Source organism: Bradyrhizobium sp. B124 (assembly GCF_038967635.1).
In the GTDB taxonomy this organism is placed as follows: domain Bacteria; phylum Pseudomonadota; class Alphaproteobacteria; order Rhizobiales; family Xanthobacteraceae; genus Bradyrhizobium.
In genome coordinates, this window is sequence record NZ_CP152413.1 from 6886067 (window position 1) to 6904518 (window position 18452).

18 protein-coding genes are annotated in these 18452 nt (G+C 64.5%); 10 read left to right on the plus strand and 8 right to left on the minus strand.

Annotation, left to right across the window (positions count from 1 at the left end):
• Positions 1 to 131 precede the first annotated feature (131 nt).
• Positions 132 to 1091, plus strand: a complete 960-nt coding sequence (locus AAFG13_RS32790; RefSeq protein ID WP_212313649.1) for a cupin-like domain-containing protein — start codon at positions 132 to 134, stop codon at positions 1089 to 1091.
• A 36-nt stretch (positions 1092 to 1127) separates the two neighbouring features.
• Positions 1128 to 2309: a GNAT family N-acetyltransferase gene (locus AAFG13_RS32795; protein ID WP_342709368.1), complete on the plus strand. Its 1182-nt coding sequence runs from the start codon at positions 1128 to 1130 to the stop codon at positions 2307 to 2309.
• A 68-nt stretch (positions 2310 to 2377) separates the two neighbouring features.
• On the opposite strand, the gene wrbA is transcribed toward AAFG13_RS32795, so the two are convergent.
• Both wrbA and AAFG13_RS32805 read right to left on the minus strand, forming a co-directional pair.
• On the minus strand, positions 2378 to 2977 hold the full coding sequence (gene wrbA, locus AAFG13_RS32800) for an NAD(P)H:quinone oxidoreductase (protein ID WP_212313645.1): 600 nt from the start codon (positions 2975 to 2977) through the stop codon (positions 2378 to 2380).
• Between the two features lie 91 nt (positions 2978 to 3068).
• Positions 3069 to 3767, minus strand: coding sequence for a pirin family protein (locus AAFG13_RS32805; protein ID WP_342709370.1), 699 nt, complete (start codon positions 3765 to 3767; stop codon positions 3069 to 3071).
• Positions 3768 to 3892: 125 nt separating this feature from the next.
• On the opposite strand from AAFG13_RS32805, the gene AAFG13_RS32810 reads away from it, so the two are divergent.
• From AAFG13_RS32810 to AAFG13_RS32820, 3 genes are all read left to right on the plus strand, one after another.
• Entirely contained in the window at positions 3893 to 4807 is a 915-nt protein-coding gene (locus AAFG13_RS32810; RefSeq protein ID WP_212313641.1) for a LysR family transcriptional regulator, read from the plus strand.
• A gap of 210 nt (positions 4808 to 5017) precedes the next feature.
• On the plus strand, positions 5018 to 7453 hold the full coding sequence (locus tag AAFG13_RS32815) for a hypothetical protein (RefSeq protein ID WP_342709371.1): 2436 nt from the start codon (positions 5018 to 5020) through the stop codon (positions 7451 to 7453).
• A gap of 287 nt (positions 7454 to 7740) precedes the next feature.
• Positions 7741 to 8100 (plus strand): hypothetical protein, encoded by a 360-nt coding sequence (locus tag AAFG13_RS32820; RefSeq protein ID WP_212313631.1) that lies wholly within the window; start codon positions 7741 to 7743, stop codon positions 8098 to 8100.
• Positions 8101 to 8103: 3 nt separating this feature from the next.
• Here AAFG13_RS32820 and AAFG13_RS32825 read toward each other — a convergent pair whose 3' ends face one another.
• The 4 genes from AAFG13_RS32825 to AAFG13_RS32840 form a co-directional block, all read right to left on the minus strand.
• Positions 8104 to 8589 (minus strand): YbaK/EbsC family protein, encoded by a 486-nt coding sequence (locus AAFG13_RS32825; protein ID WP_212313629.1) that lies wholly within the window; start codon positions 8587 to 8589, stop codon positions 8104 to 8106.
• Positions 8590 to 8609: 20 nt separating this feature from the next.
• The gene (locus AAFG13_RS32830) at positions 8610 to 9353 is read right to left on the minus strand and encodes a haloacid dehalogenase type II (protein ID WP_342709372.1); all 744 of its coding nucleotides are present in this window, start codon (positions 9351 to 9353) and stop codon (positions 8610 to 8612) included.
• Positions 9350 to 10192 carry a dienelactone hydrolase family protein gene (locus AAFG13_RS32835; RefSeq protein WP_342709373.1) on the minus strand — a complete coding sequence of 281 codons (843 nt, stop codon included), beginning with the start codon at positions 10190 to 10192 and terminating at the stop codon, positions 9350 to 9352. Before AAFG13_RS32835 ends, AAFG13_RS32830 begins: the two co-directional genes overlap by 4 nt.
• Positions 10193 to 10329: 137 nt before the next feature.
• The gene (locus tag AAFG13_RS32840) at positions 10330 to 11214 is read right to left on the minus strand and encodes an amidohydrolase family protein (RefSeq protein WP_097671664.1); all 885 of its coding nucleotides are present in this window, start codon (positions 11212 to 11214) and stop codon (positions 10330 to 10332) included.
• Positions 11215 to 11674: 460 nt separating this feature from the next.
• Between AAFG13_RS32840 and ykgO the strand changes: the two genes are divergently transcribed.
• Together ykgO and AAFG13_RS32850 are read left to right on the plus strand one after the other, a co-directional pair.
• On the plus strand, positions 11675 to 11800 hold the full coding sequence (gene ykgO / locus AAFG13_RS32845) for a type B 50S ribosomal protein L36 (protein ID WP_002718645.1): 126 nt from the start codon (positions 11675 to 11677) through the stop codon (positions 11798 to 11800).
• A 189-nt stretch (positions 11801 to 11989) separates the two neighbouring features.
• A complete protein-coding gene (locus AAFG13_RS32850) occupies positions 11990 to 12580 on the plus strand; it encodes a tetratricopeptide repeat protein (RefSeq protein WP_173640588.1) in 591 nt (196 codons plus the stop codon).
• 76 nt (positions 12581 to 12656) lie between these two features.
• Here the strand turns inward: AAFG13_RS32850 and AAFG13_RS32855 are convergent, their stop codons facing one another.
• Complete coding sequence (locus AAFG13_RS32855; RefSeq protein WP_212313616.1) at positions 12657 to 12833, minus strand: hypothetical protein; 177 nt, start codon at positions 12831 to 12833, stop codon at positions 12657 to 12659.
• Between the two features lie 364 nt (positions 12834 to 13197).
• Here AAFG13_RS32855 and AAFG13_RS32860 point away from each other — a divergent pair, with 364 nt between their 5' ends.
• Together AAFG13_RS32860 and poxB are read left to right on the plus strand one after the other, a co-directional pair.
• The gene (locus AAFG13_RS32860; protein WP_342709374.1) at positions 13198 to 14181 is read left to right on the plus strand and encodes an alpha/beta hydrolase; all 984 of its coding nucleotides are present in this window, start codon (positions 13198 to 13200) and stop codon (positions 14179 to 14181) included.
• A gap of 83 nt (positions 14182 to 14264) precedes the next feature.
• Positions 14265 to 16001: a ubiquinone-dependent pyruvate dehydrogenase gene (poxB, locus tag AAFG13_RS32865; RefSeq protein ID WP_342709375.1), complete on the plus strand. Its 1737-nt coding sequence runs from the start codon at positions 14265 to 14267 to the stop codon at positions 15999 to 16001.
• A 155-nt stretch (positions 16002 to 16156) separates the two neighbouring features.
• On the opposite strand, the gene cycA is transcribed toward poxB, so the two are convergent.
• Positions 16157 to 16549: a cytochrome c-550 CycA gene (gene cycA, locus AAFG13_RS32870; RefSeq protein WP_092124037.1), complete on the minus strand. Its 393-nt coding sequence runs from the start codon at positions 16547 to 16549 to the stop codon at positions 16157 to 16159.
• Positions 16550 to 16798: 249 nt separating this feature from the next.
• Between cycA and AAFG13_RS32875 the strand changes: the two genes are divergently transcribed.
• Positions 16799 to 18292, plus strand: coding sequence for an FAD-linked oxidase C-terminal domain-containing protein (locus tag AAFG13_RS32875; protein ID WP_342709376.1), 1494 nt, complete (start codon positions 16799 to 16801; stop codon positions 18290 to 18292).
• Positions 18293 to 18452: the final 160 nt, after the last annotated feature.

Consider the following 18452-nt stretch of genomic DNA (forward strand, 5'->3'; position numbering starts at 1 on the left):
CGAGACTAGCTTTGCGTAACCCGCGCGCATACGCGACGGCACCGTTCTTGCCAATCCCTGCCCAAGAGCTGCCAGCTCGTCCCGGAACGGGACATCGGATGAAGCGAAACGGCGCAGCCAGGAGCGCGACCATGACGACGGGCAAGATCTTTGCGAATTGGGATGACAACCATTCCAGGCTCTGGAGCCGTCAGCCGATCCGGCTCGAGCACACCATGCACAAGCAGCCGGCGTTCTCGATGGACGATCTCGCCAAGCTGATCGAGCACTATCCGCGCGAGCATTACAGCCTGGTCAAGACCGGCGCCAAGGGGTCGAGCCGGGTTTGGCGCGAGGGCGAGATCGGCAGGCTGCGCGGCCATCAGGTGATCGAGGCGATTTCGCGCGGCGGCCTGTGGCTGAACCTGCGCAACGTCACCGCGATCGATCGCCGCTACCGCGACATGATCGAGCGGATGTTCGGCGAGATCGCCACCAAGGTTCCCGGTTTCGATGCGCCGGCCCATCAGGCCGGCATCCTGATTTCGTCGCCCGATGCACAGGTCTATTACCACGCCGATCTGCCGGGGCAGGGCTTGGTCCAGATCGCCGGCCGCAAGCGGGTCTACATCTATCCCAGCACGCAGCCGTTCATCCGGCCCGAGCATCTCGAGAACATCGCGCTGTTCGACGTCGAGGTCGATATCCCCTACGAGCCCTGGTACGATTGGCATGCGCAGGTGATCGATCTCGAACCCGGCCAGATGCTGAACTGGCCGCTCAATGCGCCGCACCGCGTCGAGAACCTCGACACCGTCAACATCTCGATGACGATCTCCTATGTGAACGACGACATCCGCCGCGCCCAGATCCTGCATCTCGCCAACGGCATGCTGCGTCATCGCTTCGGCTACACGCCGCGCAGCCGCAGTATCCGCGGCCCGACCTTCTTCGCCAAGCAGGTGATGCAGAAGCTGCTGCGCGACGGCAAATGGGTGAAGCGCGAACGCGCCGTGCGGCGCGCGATCGACTTCCGCCTCGACGAGAGCGATCTCGGCAAGATCGTCGACCTGCCCAAGGACCCGCCCAAGGCGGCGTTGGAGGCGGCCTAAGCGGGCTTGCCGGTAGCAGGTGCTGGAATGACGGTCTTGACGACAGCGGTTGAGAAATTCGGGGCGCGGGTCGCTTCCTATGCGGTCGGCTATCGCGTCGAATTGGTTTCCGATTGGGCGTATGCCGCCGCCCGCTGGGGGACCTTCGAGCCGCTCACGGCGTTCCAGCATCCGCAATGGTATGCGTCATGGTACCGGGCCTTCGCGTCGACCGACGGTGTCGAGCCGCTGATCGCAATCGTCAGCGATGCCGCGACCGGCGAGCGGGCTGCACTGTTGCCGCTGATCTGTCACCGGCAAGGCAGCCTCCGCGTTGTCGAATTCGCCGACCTCAACCTCACCGACTTCAACGCGCCGATCCTCGGCCCCGCCGCACCGCGCGACGACGTCGCCGCATGGCAGTTTTGGCGTGATTTGCAGGCCGCGCTGCGCAAAGCGCCCGGCGGAGCCGATCTGATCCGTTTTCGCAAGATGCCGGTCAAGCTCGCGACGCGATCCAACCCGCTGGCGCTGCTCGATGGCATCGGACCATCGGTCGTCAACGGCAATCTGCTGACCATCGGTGACGACCACAACGCCTGGCGCTACGAGCTGAACCGGAAGGTTCGCAAGGAATTGGGACGGAGCTGGCGCGTGTTCACGCGTGAGCCGTCCGCGGCGTTCAGGGTCGCCACAGATACCGGCGAGGCGCTGGACCTTCTGTCCATCACGGAAGTGCAGCAGGGCGCGCGGCTGAACGGTCTTGGGCTCAACTACGTACTCGACAATGCGGACTGCGCCGCCTTCTATCGCGACCTGGTGCGCGAAGGCACCGCGCGCGGCTATGCGGTCATGACCGCACTTGCGACCAGCGACGAAGTGGTGGCGACGCTGCTCGGCGTCCGCACCGGCTCGCGCTACGTCATGATCCGCATCAGCAATGCGGGCGAGAAATGGTCGGCCTGTTCGCCGGGCCGGCTGATCATCGATCGCACCATCGAAGCGCTGCACAAGGACGGTGTGCGGGAGTTCGATTTCTCGATCGGCAATTACACCTACAAGCGGCGGTTCAGACCGCAGCGCACGCCGCTGGTCGATCTCAGCGCACCCTTGAGCTGGCGCGGGCAGCCCTACGCGCTGCGGGACCGCGCCGTGCTGGCGCTGCGTCACTATCCGGAGCTCACCGCGCGGCTGAAGCAGGCGCTCGGCAAGTCGATGCCCTCGCGCGAGGACGACTGAGCAAAGGGCGGCATTCCCGAATGAGAATGCCGCCCTGATCGCATTTGCTTCGTAGCAAGCCGCGAAGCTTAGCCGTGCAGCTTTCTGGCAGCCTCCGCGATTGCGCGGCCCTGATAGCGCGCGCCGGCGAGCTCGTTCTCGCTGGGCTGGCGGCTGCCGTCGCCGCCGGTGATCGTGGTGGCGCCGTAGGGCGCGCCGCCGGTGACCTCGTCGAGCTTCATCTGTCCGGCAAAGCCGTAGTTCAGTCCGATCACCGTCATGCCGAAATGCAACAGGTTCGTGATGATCGAGAACAGCGTGGTCTCCTGGCCGCCATGCTGGGTCGCGCTCGAGGTGAAGGCGCCGCCGACCTTGCCGTTCAGCGCGCCACGGGCCCAGAGCCCGCCGGCCTGGTCGAGGAAGTTGGCCATCTGCGAAGCCATGCGGCCGAACCGGGTGCCGGTGCCGACGATGATCGCGTCGTAATTGGGGAGGTCGTTGATCTCTGCGATCGGTGCGGGCTGGTCGAGCTTGTAGTACGAGGCTTTCGCGACTTCGGCCGGCACGAGCTCGGGCACGCGCTTGATATCGACGGTGGCGCCGGCTTCGCGCGCGCCTTCCGCAACGGCATTCGCCATCGCTTCGATGTGACCGTAGGCGGAGTAATAGAGAACGAGAACCTTGGCCATGATGGCCTCCTTTGGGGGTTGAGGTAGGGGAAGATGATTTGGGGGAGGAGCATGCGCGGACGTTCGTCCGCGCATGCAGGGTGAGTGGTGATCAGGCGGCGTCGACGAGCACGAGCTCGGCATCCTCGAGCGCGGTGATCTTCAGCTTGGCTTCATCGCGGATCGCGGCGCCGTCGCGCGCATTGACGCGCACGCCGTTGACCTCGATGCTGCCGGCCGCCGGCACCAGATAGAGGTGGCGGGCCTTGTCGGCGGCGTATTCCGCGCTCTCGCCGGCCCTCAGCGTGGTGGCGAGCACCCGCGCATCGGCGCGGATCGGCAGCGCGTCGTTGTCGCCGTCGATGCCGGAGGCGATGGTGACGAGCTTGCCCGAGCGGTCCGCCTTCGGGAACGGCTTCGAGCCCCAGGTCGGGTGGCCGCCCTTCGTCGTCGGCTCGATCCAGATCTGGAAGATCTTGGTCTTGGACGGTTCCAGATTGTACTCGGAGTGACGGATGCCGCTACCGGCGCTCATCACCTGCACGTCGCCGGCTTCGGTGCGTCCCTTGTTGCCGAGCGAGTCCTGGTGCGTGATCGCACCTTCGCGAACATAGGTGATGATCTCCATGTTGGCATGCGGATGCGCCGGGAAGCCGGAGTTGGGCGCGATCTCGTCGTCGTTCCACACGCGCAGCGCGCCATGGCTGACATTGGCGGGATCGTAGTAGCTCGCGAACGAGAAGTGGTGCTTGGCCTTCAGCCAGCCGTGGTCGGCGCCGCCAAGCTCTGCGAATGGTCTGAGTTCGATCATGTGTTACTCCGCTTGATAGGTTGATTTCGATCTCGTTGACCCTTGGATATGCCTCCGGCTGTGGTATAGAAATAGAAACTATTGAAACTCATTGTTTCCAAATTGAACGATCAGGACAGCGGCCCATGTCGAAACTGCCGGACTTCGAGGCGCTCGCGATCTTCGCAAAAGTCATGGAATTACGGTCGTTTGCGGCGGCCGCGACCGAGCTCTCGCTGTCCAAGGCGACGGTCTCGAAGGCGGTCAGCCGGCTCGAGGAGCGGCTCGGCGCGCGGCTGTTCAACCGCACCTCGCGGCGGCTGGCGCTGACCGATGCCGGCCAGAAATTGTCGGAGCGCGCCGCGCGGCTGCTGGCCGACGGCGAGGCCGCCGAAAGCGAGGCGCTGGCGCAATCGACCACGCCACGTGGCCTGGTGCGGTTCGCGGTGCCCATGACCTTCGGCGTCAAGACGGTGGCGCCGCTGCTGCCGGAATTCATGGAGGCCTATCCGGAGGTCGCGATCGATCTGCACCTGAGCGACGCCACGGTCGATCTGATCGGCGAAGGCTTTGATGCCGGCCTGCGCATCGCGCGGCTGCCGGATTCCTCGCTGATCGCGCGGCGGCTGTGCGGCATGCCGCGCTACACGGTGGCAGCGCCGTCCTATTTGAAGCGCCACGGCCGGCCGACCCATCCGATGCATCTCGCCGAGCACAAATGCTTCGGCTACGCCTATCTCTCGACCCAGGGCGTCTGGCACTACACCAATGCGTCGGGTGAACAGGCGAGCGTGCGTCCCGCCGGCCAGTTGCGCGTCAACAATGGCGAGGCCGTGATGCCCGCGCTGCTCGCCGGTCTCGGCATCGCCGACCTGCCCGACTTCATCGTCGGCGACGCGATCGCACGCGGCGAGGTCGAGGTGATCCTGAAAGGCTGGAAGCAGCCCGAAGGCGCGGTGCATCTCGTCACGCCGCCCGGCGGCCCGCGGCCCGCCCGCGTCGAGGTGCTGGCGGATTTCCTCGCCAGCCATTTCGCCAAAGGCCGCGCCCAGCGGAAGTAAAAGGCCGCGCCCTGCGGAAATAGAGAGCCGCGCTCACCGGAAGTAGTCGGCACCGCACACGCGGCTGAAGGCCGCGCGACCCGTCACATTCGTGTCATCCCTTTTAAATTGTATAAGTTGTGTGAACTAACCCATGATCGTGGGCCGCCGCGATCGTCTATTTCTGCGTCCTGAACCTGTTGCCGCAAAGCGCATTTTCGGAGGAACCAGATGATTGACCTGACCAAGCACGATTTCACGTCATTGTCGGTGAAGGATCTGCTCGATGCCCGCGAGGCCTATCACGTGCATCTGGCCCATCTGCAATCGGTCTACGCCACGGCGATCGGCCGCTATCTGATCCGCGACAGCGACCGCAACGCGACCGAACGGCGGCACCATTCCAAGCCGCAGGCGCTCGGACCGCGCACGCTGTTCAATTCGTCGGTCAAGGACTGGTCGTGGCCCTGCATCCTCGTCTTTGTCCGGGACTGGATGAAGCGCTCCGAGTTGAAGAACCATCCGGAGAAGCAGGACCAGCTGGTGCCGCCATTCCTGTATCTGCCTGACGGGCGCGTCGTGCCGACCTGCGTCGTCAAGGTCGACCCGAACGAGGACAGCCCCGGCGTCGTCGATCCGCCGGTGTTCAAGAGCGATCTGGTTGGCGGCGGCTTTCCGGTCCAGACCATGATCCAGGGCAAGATCCATCGCGGCTCGATCGGCTGTCTCGTCACCAATGGCGAGACCGTGTTTGCGCTCTCCAACCGCCACGTGGTCGGCGCGGCCGGGCGCGAGATCTTCGCCGGCTTCAAGAACACGGAACGGCGTCTCGGCGTCAGCGATGCGCTGCAACTCGGCAAGCGCGCCTTCAGCGACGTCTATCCCGGCTGGCCCGGCGCGCGGGTGGTGGCCAATCTCGATGCCGGATTGATCCGCGTCGATGACGTCAAGGGCTGGACCGCGCAGGTCTACGGCGTCGGACAGGTCGGCGACGTCGTCGATCTCAATGTCGGTACCTTCCGCCTCGAGATCATCGACCAGCCGCTGATCGCCTTCGGTGCGACCAGCGGATTGATGAAGGGCAAGATCATCGGCCTGTTCTATCGCTACAAGACCGTCGGCGGCATGGAATATGTCAGCGATTTCGTGATCGGTCCGCGCGACAGCGACACGCCGCTCAACAACTACCCCGGCGATTCCGGCACGATCTGGTTTCTCGACGATCCGGATGCGAAGAAGAACGCCAGCGGCGCGCGCATCCTAAGTCCCCTGGCGCTGGAATGGGGCGGCCAGGAATTGTTCGGATCGGGCGGCAAGATTCCGATGCAGGTCGCGCTCGGCATCTGCATGGCGACGCTGTGCCGCGAGCTCGATGTCGAGCTGATCGGCGACTGGAATGCCGGCCACACCGAGTATTGGGGCGAATGGGGACACGTCAAGATCGGCGCCTATGCGACCGGCCTGATCGATGCGAAGCTTCCCAAGCTCTCGAGCATGATGGACGCCAACTCCGACAATATCGGCCTCGACGACAAGCTGCTTGCCGACCTCAAGCCATATCAGCGCGGCGCATTCGCGCCGCTGGCCGACGTCGCCGACCTGGTCTGGCGCTTCACCCGGCACACCGACGAGAGCAACCATTTCGCCGACATGGACAAGCCGGGCAAGGATGGCAAGACGCTGCTGGATCTGTGCGCCGAGTCCACGCGCAACGTCGATCCGAAAGTCTGGAATGACTATTACGAAGGGATCGGCGAGGACCGCCGCGGCGCGTTGCCGTTCCGGGTCTGGCAGATCTTCGACGAGATGGTCGAATATGCCGCCGCCAACAAGAAGCTCGAGTTCGTCTGCGCCGCGGGAATCGTCGCCCATTACATCGGTGATGCCTGCCAGCCGCTGCACATCTCGCAATTCCACCATGGCCTCGATCTGAACGACAAGGCACACGCCAAGGTGCACAGCGTGTACGAGACCACGATGATCGGCCGCCACGGCAAGGATCTCATCAAGATGATCCCCGACGCCCGGACCAGCGACGTCGCGGAGATCGTTGCGGGCGGCACGCCGACCGGCCGCGACGCTGCGGTCGCCGTGGTCGCGCTGATGCAGCGAACCGTGAAGCGGCTGCCGCCGATGACGATCGTGAATCTGTTCAACTCGCATATGGGCAACGGCCAGGTCGACGTGATGTGGTCGAAGCTGAAGGATGCTACGGCGGCCTGCATGCAGGACGGCGCCAAGACGCTGGCCCGGGTCTGGGAAGCGGCCTGGCGCGCCGGTGCGGGTGAAGATCGCGGGCAGGGCGGCAAGTTCGATCAGGGCAGTCTGAGCAAGCTCTACAACGATCCGAGTTTCCTTCCTGCGTATCCGCTCCAGCAGCTCACACTCGATGCGGACGACCACATCGTTCCCGTCGGGGGAGGCGGAGCGCGGCGCCGGAGTGTGTCGACGGCGCGGCGCGCGCGCCCGCAAGCCGCGAAGAAGGCAGCCAAGAAAGCGGCCAAGAGTTCGGCGAGGAAGGCGGTCAAGAAGGCCGTGCCGCGCAAGCGTCCCGCAGCCGCCGCCCCGGTCCGCCGCGCAGCCGCCAGCAAGAAGACCGCGACCAAGCGCGGCGCGGCCAGGAAGCGGTCGGTCGGAAAGACGCGTAAGGCGGCGCGCAAGCACTAAAGCATACCGAGATTAGGTCGACCGCGCCGGCACTGCGCTCCCTCTCTCCGCACGCGGGGCGAGGTAAAGCGCATCGGCTGCGACACGCGGGAGCTAGAGTTCAGCATCCCGCTCCTGCATCATGCGGACGGGAACTTGGGCTTATTGGCCTTCACATTTTGTTGTCTGCGCGAACGATCCTTGGCCGCATTCATTTGCCATTTTTGAAGCAAGTCGCCGCGCGGAACCCATGCGCGCGGACGAAATCGAACTCAACGAACCGAACTCAACGAACAAGGGCACTGGGCATGCAGACGGAGCGAATTGTCCTGAGCTTAGCGATCGCGATCAGCGGCCTCGGCACTGCCGCGCCTGCGTTGTCGCAGGAGTATCGCGGCACCTGGGAACAGCAGATGGCATGTACGCCGGACGTGATGCGACTGTGCAGCGATCAAATACCCGACACCAACCGGATCGTCGCCTGCCTGCGGCAGAACACGGCGCTGCTTGGCAGTTCCTGCCGTGCCGTGTTCGAGTCGAATGCGCAACAACAGGCACAGACGCAGGGGCGCGCACCGCAGCCGCAGACGATGCAGCGGCCGCACGCGCCGCAGCAGATGCAGCCGGCCCCGGTTGCGCCGCTGCGGCCCGACAATGATGAGGATTAGTGTCTACGCACTGACTTCTGTCCGAGACCTGACTTCGCAGACATCGACCCATTCGGCCGCGGTCAGTTCGGCCATCCGCTCGGGCGTGATGCGGACCGCGCTGTGGGTCGAGCCCGCGGCCGGCACCACGACGTCGAATGCTTTCAGCGACACATCGCAATACACCGGCAGCGGCGTCTTCAGCCCGAACGGGCAGACGCCGCCGACCTCGTGGCCGGTGATGTCGGCAACCTCGTCGAGGCCGAGCATCTTCGGCTTGCCGCCGAACGCCGCCTTCACCTTCTTGTTGTCCATCCGCGACGTGCCGGCGGCGACGATCAGCACCACGCGGTCGCCGACCCGCAGGCTCAGCGTCTTGGCGATCCGCGCCGGCTCGACGCCATAGGCCTCCGCCGCCAAGGCGACGGTCGCGGAGCTGACGGCGGATTCGATCACGGTGATGTCGGGCGCCTTCTCGGCGAAGAAGGCGCGGACGGAGGCGAGGCTCATACTATTCAGGACCTTGCTAGTCAGGATCTGGCAGACACCAGGGCAGGAAGTTCGGACAGATCGTGGATCCGGTGATCGGGCACCACGCCGAGCTCGTCCATCTGGGTACGCAGGGCCTTGAACATCGTCAATGGGGCGACCGTCTCGCTCTCAACGCAGGCGAGCGCCATCGCCTCCGGCGTCACCCGCTCGATCCAGGCGACATTGAGTCCGAACGCCTTGGCGCCGCAGGCGTCCCACGGATTGGAGGAGATGAACAGGACCTCCGCGGGCGGCACGTTCAGCACCTCCTCGATCAGCGTGTAGGCCTCGGGCGCCGGCTTGAACACCTTGTGGGCATCGACGCTGATGGTCGCATCGAGCAGGCGGTCGAGGCCGGAATTGCGCACCAGCGCATTCAGCATGTCAGGGCTGCCGTTGGAGAGGATCGCGAGCTTCTTGTCCTTCATCGCCTCGAGCGCGGCGACGGCATCCGGATACAGCGCAAGATGCTGATACTTGTCGATGATGCGCCCAAAGGTCGCTTCGTCATATTGCAGGCCGAGGCAGCGCAGCGTGTAGGCGAGGGAATCGCGGGTCGCTGTGGCGAAATCCTGGTAGCGCCGCATCAGCGTGCGCAGCCAGGAGTATTCGAGCTGCTTGATGCGCCAGACCTGGGTGATGATGTCGCCATAGCCAGGGAATGCATCCTCGGTGATTTCGGCCACCGACTGGACATCGTAGAGCGTGCCGTAGGCGTCGAAGACGATCGCTTTGATTGTCATTGTGGTCTCTCTTGCCCGCCGATCGTCGCATACAGGAATTTCCTGAGTGCGTCGATGGACTGATCCCGGGCCGCCGCGTTGAATTCTAGGTGATGGCCGAGCAACTCACCCGGCGTGCTGTAATGCGGTACGTCGAAATCATGGTAGGCGCCGGGATAGACGATCAGTTCGATCGGATAGCCAAGGCCCTGCTGCCGCGAGATGCCGTCATCGTCGCGGCCTTCCGCCAGGTTCCGGCACTCTTGCGCCGGCGTCCAGTCGTCGAGTTCGCCGACCATGATCAGGGTCGGCACGGTCATGTTGCCCTTGATGCCGAGGCAGCGCGGATAGAAGGCGACGGCGGCGCGGAATTTTTCCGTCGCGTTGACCTCGATCGCGCCGTGCTCGACCGAGAACAATGCGAGCCATCCGCCTTGCGAGAAGCCGATCACGGCAATGCGTGTCGGATCGACCATGGATTGTCGGCTCAGGAAGCTCAGCGCGCGGTAGGCGTCGTGAACCGTTGCCGCAGGGACATCGCCGGTGCAGGTGTTGCTGATGCCACGCGGGCCGAACCGGTCCACGGTCAGCGTAACATAGCCCCAGGCCGCGAACCGTTTACCCCAGCGCTCGTCGAGTTCTCGCCACTGCCCGCTGCAGCCATGCAGCAACACCACGGCGGGCAGGAGACCCGGTCGCTCAGGCCGCCGCAACAGGCCCTGCAGTGGCTGCGCGTTGTTGAGCGGGCTTTCGAACTCGACCAGCACAGAGGGCGCTTCGGCTGCCGCCGCAGGCTTGCCGCCCGCGCTCCCGACCAGGAGCACGGCGAGGAGGGTGGCAAGTCCGGCCCGGTTCGTCATCGGCCGCCCCGCAAGCGTGCGGCCGACGATACTCCCTTAAATCATGATGCGCTTCCACGGAATCGCATCATGATCTCATCTCCTTGTTTGAGCATGATCTTTTCGGAAAACCGCTTCGCACTTTTCCGGATCATGCTCTAAATCCCCAAAATCTTGCGCGCGTTGGCCTTCAGGACTTTGGGCCGGATCTCCTCGCGGATGTCGAGCTTGGCGAAGTCGGCGAGCCAGCGGTCCGGCGTGATGACAGGCCAGTCCGAGCCGAACAGCATCTTGTCCTGCAAAATCGAGTTGATGTAGCGCACCAGGATCGGCGGGAAATATTTCGGCGACCAGCCGGACAGGTCGATATAGACGTTCGGCTTGTGGGTCGCGACTGAGAGCGCCTCTTCCTGCCAGGGGAAGGAGGGATGCGCGAGGATGATCTTGAGGTCGGGAAAGTCGGCCGCGACGTCGTCCATGTACATCGGGTTGGAATATTTCAGCCGCATCCCCATGCCGCCGGGCATGCCCGAGCCGACGCCGGTCTGGCCGGTGTGGAACAGCGCGATCGCGCCGCCCTCGTTGATCGCCTCATAGAGCGGATAGGCCATGCGGTCGTTGGCGTAGAAGCCCTGCATGGTCGGATGGAATTTGAAGCCGCGCACGCCGTAGTCCTCGATCAGCTTGCGCGCCTCGCGGACGCCGAGCTTGCCCTTGTGCGGGTCGATCGAGACGAACGGGATCAGCACGTCGAGATGATCGGAGGCGATCTCCAGCATCTCCTCATTTTTGTAGCGGCGGAAACCGGTCTCGCGTTCGGCGTCGACCGGGAAGATCACCGCGGCGATGTTCTTGGCGCGGTAATAGGCCGCGGTCTCCGGCACGGTCGGCGGATGCTTGTGCGGCGACTTGAAATAGTCGGCCATCTGCGCCTGGAAATCGTCGTAGCCGTCGTCGCCATGCATGCCGCACGGCTCCTCGGCATGGGTGTGGATGTCGATCGCTGTGACCTTTTCGATGTCGGGCAGTTTGAGCTTGGGCATTCGGCTTCCCCGGGGGCGTGTTTGTTAGTGATGGAAAATGATTATATGATATAACAATTTTCGCAAGCGGTCTGAGTTGATCGAAGGCGATGGCGGTGCGGGCTCAGTGCGGCCGTGAAGTCGTCCTTCGGTGGGGCGAGCCTACTGCGTGCGAGCACGATTCGGCGGCCGTGAGGCCACCGTCGGGGCGTTGTGGCCGGACGGTGCCTTGGCGCGGATATCGCGGCGGTGGCCGTTTCTGATGTGATCTCAATGGCGTGGCGGGATGACCGACACGGGTTTCACGTCGGGATATGGCCGAAAATCGGCCCATCTCGGTTGACATTTAACGGTCTGATGGCTTAGAACCCGGCCGTCCCGCGCGGTAGGCCGCTTGTCGGGATAATCCCATTTTGCCATCTATTGGCATTGATCAGGTACGGCCTCCAACACGGGCCTTTCGAAGTAACAGGATTGTCCCATGAAGGTCCGTAACTCGCTGAAGTCGCTGCGCGGCCGCCATCGCAACAACCGTCTGGTCCGCCGCAAGGGCCGCGTCTACGTGATCAACAAGGTCCAGCGCCGCTTCAAGGCGCGCCAGGGTTGATCCGGCGCGGGTCGGCCGATTGCGCCGATCCCAACACATCTCTTTCACAGGTCTTTGACGCCGTGCTGCTTTGCAGCGCGGCGTTGTGCGTCTAGACTTCGGGCCATGGGATTCAACTTCCTTGGGCCTACCAACCGCCGCCGGCTGGCGATCCTGATCGCCGCGCTGCTTGCCGTGCCGGTCCTGGCCATGCCTGTCGCGGCCGCCGCGCAGGACGATCCGCGGGTGGTCCCGCCGCCGAAGGCCCAGAAGAAACTGCCCGAAGCCCCGACCAAGCTGCCGAAGGTTCCGGCCGACCGTACCCGAGGGCTGGATTTCCTGTTCGGTGCGCTGAAGGCTGCGCCCGATGAGGACAGCGCCCGCCACGTCGAGGCGCGGATCTGGGCGCTGTGGCTGCAAACCCCGAGCGATACCGCGGCGCTGTTGATGGTGCGCGCCAAGGCCGCGCTCGATGCCCAGAATATCGATGTGGCGCTGAAGCTTCTGGACGCGGTGATCAAGCTCCGGCCCGACTATGTCGAGGCCTGGAACCGGCGCGCGACGATCTATTATCTCAAGAACGACTATGTCCGTTCGCTGGGAGACCTGCAGCAGGTGTTGACCCGTGAGCCCCGCCATTTCGGCGCGCTGGCGGGTGTCGGCATGATCATGCAGGACATGGGCGACGACAAGCGCGCGCTGGACGCCTTCCGCAAGGCGCTGGCTGTCGATCCCTACCTCGAGAAGGTGCCGCAGATCGTCAAGCAACTGACCGAGAAGGTCGAAGGCCGCGACATCTGATTGCGTCCGATTGACGCGAGGGGACGCGTTGCTCGCGAGCTCGATGCTTGCTCGCGATACGGTCCGGCGCAGGAGACTAGTGCAGGAACTTGCCGCGGGATGCGCTGTCCTGGGCGACAGCCGCATAGAATTGCTGAAGCTCCGCCTCCAGGTGCTCATTCACGAGCAACAGTGCCTTCAAGGCGCCGCGCAGGTCGCCATTGCAGCTTGCCACGATCTGATCGATGGCCGCATCGTTAGGGTCGGAAATCATGGTACTCCTCCGATTACTTCCCGTTGAACTCGTCGTGCGGACGCAGGTTCCTGTGGATACAGTGCACAAGCCAAGAAGGATCCCGGGTGCGTCCCGGTTTCGATGAAGCCTCGCCTCTGATGGCGAAATTGCCACCGGCAATCTATGGAATTACTAATGACGGTGGGATGAACCCGCTATCCACAGGCTGGGCGGATTGTGGACAACTGCGCCTTGGGCGCGAACCGGACAACCGAAAATTGGCTTTCCGAACAAGGGCATCCCAGGGCTGCGGGCAAATCGACGCGAAACCTGACTTCGGCTTCGTCGTAATTTTCAGGTGCCCAAGACGCTCCAATTACCCAAGATCTTCCGGATCCCCTCGATGTTAACCGCGATCATCGCGCTGGTGGCCGCCGGGCTGGCGCTGGCCCTGGCGACGCAAATCGGCGCCATCCTCATTCAGGGCGCCTTTCCGCCTCGGGGCCGCATGATCGAGGTATCCGGCGCGCGGCTGCACGTGGTCGAACTCGGCCCGCGCGATGCCGCGGGGCCGCCGGTCGTGATGCTGCACGGCGCAAGCTCCAATCTCCGCGCAATGCAGCCGCTCGGCGAGCGCATTGCCAAAGCACGCCGGGTGATCCTGATCGACCGGCCGGGCCATGGCTGGAGCACGCGCGCGCGCGTCGCGGATTCGACGCCGGCAATCCAGAGCCGGATGATCGCGGAGGCGCTGACGAGGCTCGGTGTCATCAGGGCGATCGTGGTGGCGCATTCCTGGGCCGGCGCGCTCGCCCTGCGCATCGTGCTGGATCATCCGGACCGCGTCGCGGGCCTCGTGCTGCTCGCCCCGGTCGCCTATCCCTGGCGCGGCGGTGCCGGCCGCTACAATGATGTGATCTCGACGCCGCTGATCGGGCCGTTGCTGGCGCACACAATCACGCTGCCGCTCGGCTATCTCGTCACGACATCAGGCGTGCGCGGCGTGTTCGCGCCGCAGCCGATGCCGGCCGACTTCGTCCGCGGCAGCGAGACATTGCTCCTGCTGCGCCCGCGCGAATTCATCGCCAATGCGCGCGACCTCGTCACGCTGAAGGCCGCCGTCGTCGAGCAGGCGCCGCGCTATGCAGAGATCAAGGCGCCGCTGTCAATCATTTCGGGCGACGTCGACAAGACGGTCTCGACCGGAATCCATTCGCGGCCGCTCGCTGCGTCAGCGCCGAACGCGAAGCTCATCGTGCTGCCGGGTGTCGGCCACATGGTGCAGTACGCGGCGCCCGATCTCGTCGCATCCGAGATCGAGGCGATGGCCGACCGGTTGGTCCAACCGGCAGCAACAGCGGACAAGACTGTCCCCGCGAATCTGTGATCCGGTGAGGCTTGCGCGGTTGCAGCCTGCCGAACATCATGCGGCTGCGCGGCTCGACAGATATCACCCAAAGGACAAGCCCCATGCGGATCGACAACATCGCCGACCTCATCGCTGAAACCCTCGCCCAGGCGGGCGTGAAGCGCATCTACGGTGTCGTCGGCGACAGTCTCAACGGCTTGACCGAGGCGCTGCGCAAGCGCGGTACGATCGACTGGCTGCATGTGCGCCATGAGGAGGTCGCGGCCCTCGCGGCCGCGGCCGAATCCCAGATCACGGGCGACCTTGCGGTGTGCGCGGGCTCCTGCGGCCCGGGCAATCTCCATCTCATCAACGGCCTGTTCGACGCGCATCGCAGCCGCACGCCGGTGCTGGCGATCGCGGCACAGATTCCATCGGCCGAGATCGGCGGCGGCTATTTCCAGGAGACCCATCCGCAGGACCTGTTCCGCGAATGCAGCCATTATTGCGAGCTGGTGTCGGATCCGGCGCAGCTGCCCTACATGCTGGAGAATGCGATCCGCGCCGCGGTCGGCAAGCGCGGCGTTGCCGTCCTGGTGCTGCCGGGCGACGTTGCGATGCGGCCGGCGCCGAAGCGCGACATCGCGCCGAACGCCGGCCTGCTGCCGCCTGTGCCGGTGGTGCGCCCGGCCGAGGCCGAATTGAACGCGCTGGCCGCGCTGCTCAATGGCGCAAAGCGCATCACGTTGTTCTGCGGCCGCGGCTGCGCCGGGGCGCATGACGGCCTGATCGAGCTCGCCGAGATGCTGAAGAGCCCGATCGTGCATGCGCTCGGCGGCAAGGAATATGTCGAGTACGACAATCCCTACGATGTCGGCATGACCGGCTTCATCGGCTTTTCCTCCGGCTATGCCGCGATGCACGGTTGCGACGTGCTGCTGATGCTAGGCACCGATTTTCCCTACAAGCAGTTCTTCCCGACCGGCATCAGCATCGCCCAGGTCGATCTCCGTCCGGAAAATCTCGGCCGCCGCTGCAAGCTCGATCTCGGCATCGTCGGCGACGTCGGCGAGACCATCGCCGCGCTGCTGCCGAAGCTCACGGTCAAGACCGAGCGCAAGTTTCTCGACGCCAGCCTCGCGCATTACAAGGACGCCCGCGCCGGGCTCGACGATCTTGCCCGCGGCAAGCCCGGGCAAAAGCCGATCCATCCGCAATATCTGGCGCGCCTGCTCAGCGAGCAGGCCACCGAGGATGCGGTGTTCACCGCCGACGTCGGCACGCCGACGATCTGGGCCGCGCGCTATCTGAAAATGAATGGCCGCCGCCGTCTGGTCGGCTCCTGGGTGCACGGCTCGATGGCCAATGCGATGGCGCATGCGATCGGCGCGCAGGCGGCGCAGCCGGGGCGTCAGGTGGTGTCGATGTCCGGCGACGGCGGCTTTGCGATGCTGATGGGCGATTTGATCACGCTGACGCAGGCGAAGCTGCCGGTGAAGGTCGTGATCTTCAACAACAGCGTGCTCGGCTTCGTCGCGCTGGAGATGAAGGCCGCCGGCTTCATCGAGACCGGCGTCGATCTGAAGAATCCCGATTTCGCGGCGATGGCCCGCGCCATGGGCATTCACGGCGTCAGGGTGGAGGATCCCGGCGAGCTCGAGGGCGCGATCCGCAACGTCTTCGCGCATGACGGCCCGGCCGTGCTCGACGTCGTGACCGCGACGCAGGAATTGTCGATGCCGCCGACCATCACGCTGGAGCAGGTGAAGGGCTTCAGCCTGTGGGTGCTGCGCGCCGTGATGAGCGGCCGCGGCGACGAGGTGGTCGATCTCGCCAAGACCAATCTGTTGCCGCGCTGATCGCGGTAGCAGAGCATGATCCGGAAAAGTGCGCAGCGGTTTTCCGAAAAGATCATGCTCAAATCAGAAAGCCAGAAGGGGATGGCGATTCGAAGAAAGCCATCCCCGTCCGCCCTGGCATTTGGCGCAGGGCGGACGACGTCCGATACCGCCGATTACTTCTGCTTGCCGTCCTTGTCGAACGACGACACGTAGGCCCACAGATTGTTGGCCTCGGTCTCGTTCTTGATGCCGGCGAAGGCCATCTTGGTGCCGGGAATCTTGGCCTTCGGATCCTTGATGTATTCGAGGAAGGTTTCCTTGTTCCAGGTGATGCCGGAATTCTTGTTGGCATCGGAATAACTGTAGTCCGGCGCGGTGCCGGAATGGCGGCCGTCGAGGCCGTTGAGCTCGGGGCCGACCTTGTTCTTGGCGCCTTCGCCGATCGCGTGGCAGGCGAGGCATTTGTTGAACGAGGTCTTGCCGGCGGCGGCATCCTGCGCCAGCGCGGAGGATGCGGTGGCCAGCGATGTGACGACCGCCAGCGCGCTCAAGGTCTTTAGGTTCATGGGGTTCTCTTCGTTTCGTCCCGGGGGGTAGCGTTTGGTTTGTGGCATGTCCGGCTTGGACAGGACAAGCCACGAAACTTTGACAGGTTTCATGGCCGTCCGCTTGTCCGAGAGAGAACTCGGCAATGCGGGGCGGGGCAATCCGACCTTCGGCCGGGTGACTGAAACAGGGCGGCTGAAACAGGATGCAGACGTGCTTGATTTGTCGTAACAAATCCGCAAAGCGCCGAGCGCGCCGAGGGAACACCGATGTCCATCATGATGCCGGCGGCCGATCAAGCCGTCCTTGCCCGCCGCGCCGAAATCGTCGCCGCCTTGCGCGCCATCGTCCCGGGCGAGGGCGTGATCGACAGCGCAGCCGAAATGCTGGCCTATGAATCCGACGGCCTGACCGCCTATCGGCAGCCGCCGATGGTCGTGGTGTTGCCCGATACCACCGAGCAGGTCGCAAAGGTCCTCAAATATTGCCAGCAGCAGGGCATCAAGGTGGTGCCGCGCGGCTCCGGCACCTCGCTGTCCGGCGGCGCGCTGCCGCTGGCTGACGGCGTATTGCTCGGGCTCGGCAAGTTCAAGCGCATTCGCGAGATTGACTTCGACAACCGCGTGGTGGTCACCGAGCCCGGCGTCACCAACCTTGCGATCAGCCAGGCGGTCGCCCATGCCGGCTTCTACTACGCGCCCGATCCGTCGTCGCAGATCGCCTGTTCGATCGGCGGCAATGTCGCGGAGAATTCCGGCGGCGTGCACTGCCTGAAATACGGCATGACCACCAACAACGTGCTGGGCTGCGAGATCGTGCTGATGAGTGGCGAGATCCTGCGCATCGGCGGCAAGTCGGCCGAGAATGCCGGCTACGATCTGATGGGGATCATCACCGGCTCGGAGGGGCTGCTCGGCGTCATCACCGAGATCACGGTGCGCATTTTGCAGAAGCCCGAAACCGCCCGCGCGCTGATGGTCGGTTTCGCCGAGGTCGAGGCGGCCGGCGAATGCGTGGCTGCCATCATCGGCGCCGGCATCATCCCGGGCGGCATGGAGATGATGGATAAGCCGGCGATCCACGCCGCGGAAGCCTTCGTCCATGCCGGCTATCCGCTCGACGTCGAGGCGCTCCTGATCATCGAGCTCGACGGTCCCCAGGTCGAGGTCGACGAGCTGATCAAGCGGGTCGAGGCGATCGCGCAAGGCTGCGGCTCGACCTCCTGCCAGATCTCGACCTCGGAGGCCGAGCGCAATCTGTTCTGGGCCGGCCGCAAGGCGGCATTCCCCGCGGTCGGGCGGATTTCGCCGGACTATCTCTGCATGGACGGCACCATCCCGCGCGGCGCGTTGCCGAAGGCGTTGGCACGGATCCGCGAACTCTCGGAGAAATATGGCCTCGGCGTCGCCAACGTGTTCCACGCCGGCGACGGCAATCTGCACCCGTTGATCCTCTACGACGCCAACAAGCCGGGCGAGATCGAGAAGGCGGAGGCGTTCGGTGCCGATATCCTGCGTTGCTGCGTCGAGCTCGGCGGCGTGCTCACCGGCGAGCATGGCGTCGGCATCGAGAAGCGCGACCTGATGCCGGAAATGTTCACCGAGATCGACCTCAACCAGCAGCAGCGGCTGAAATGCGCCTTCGATGCCCAGGGCCTGCTCAACCCCGGCAAGGTGTTTCCCACCCTGCACCGCTGCGCCGAGCTCGGCCGCGTCCATGTCCATGCCGGCAAGCTGGCTTTCCCGGATATCCCGCGGTTTTAGGGCGATCGATACATTTCGATCGATCGCGCTAGCCAGCCGATAACCTTAACCGATGCTTGCCGCGATGGCTGTGGCAGGTCGTCACGGCTGCCTTTGCGCGTAGCTGCAATTGCGGGCGGCCACCGTTTACACGACCTTCAACTGTTCCTCGGTATTTTCC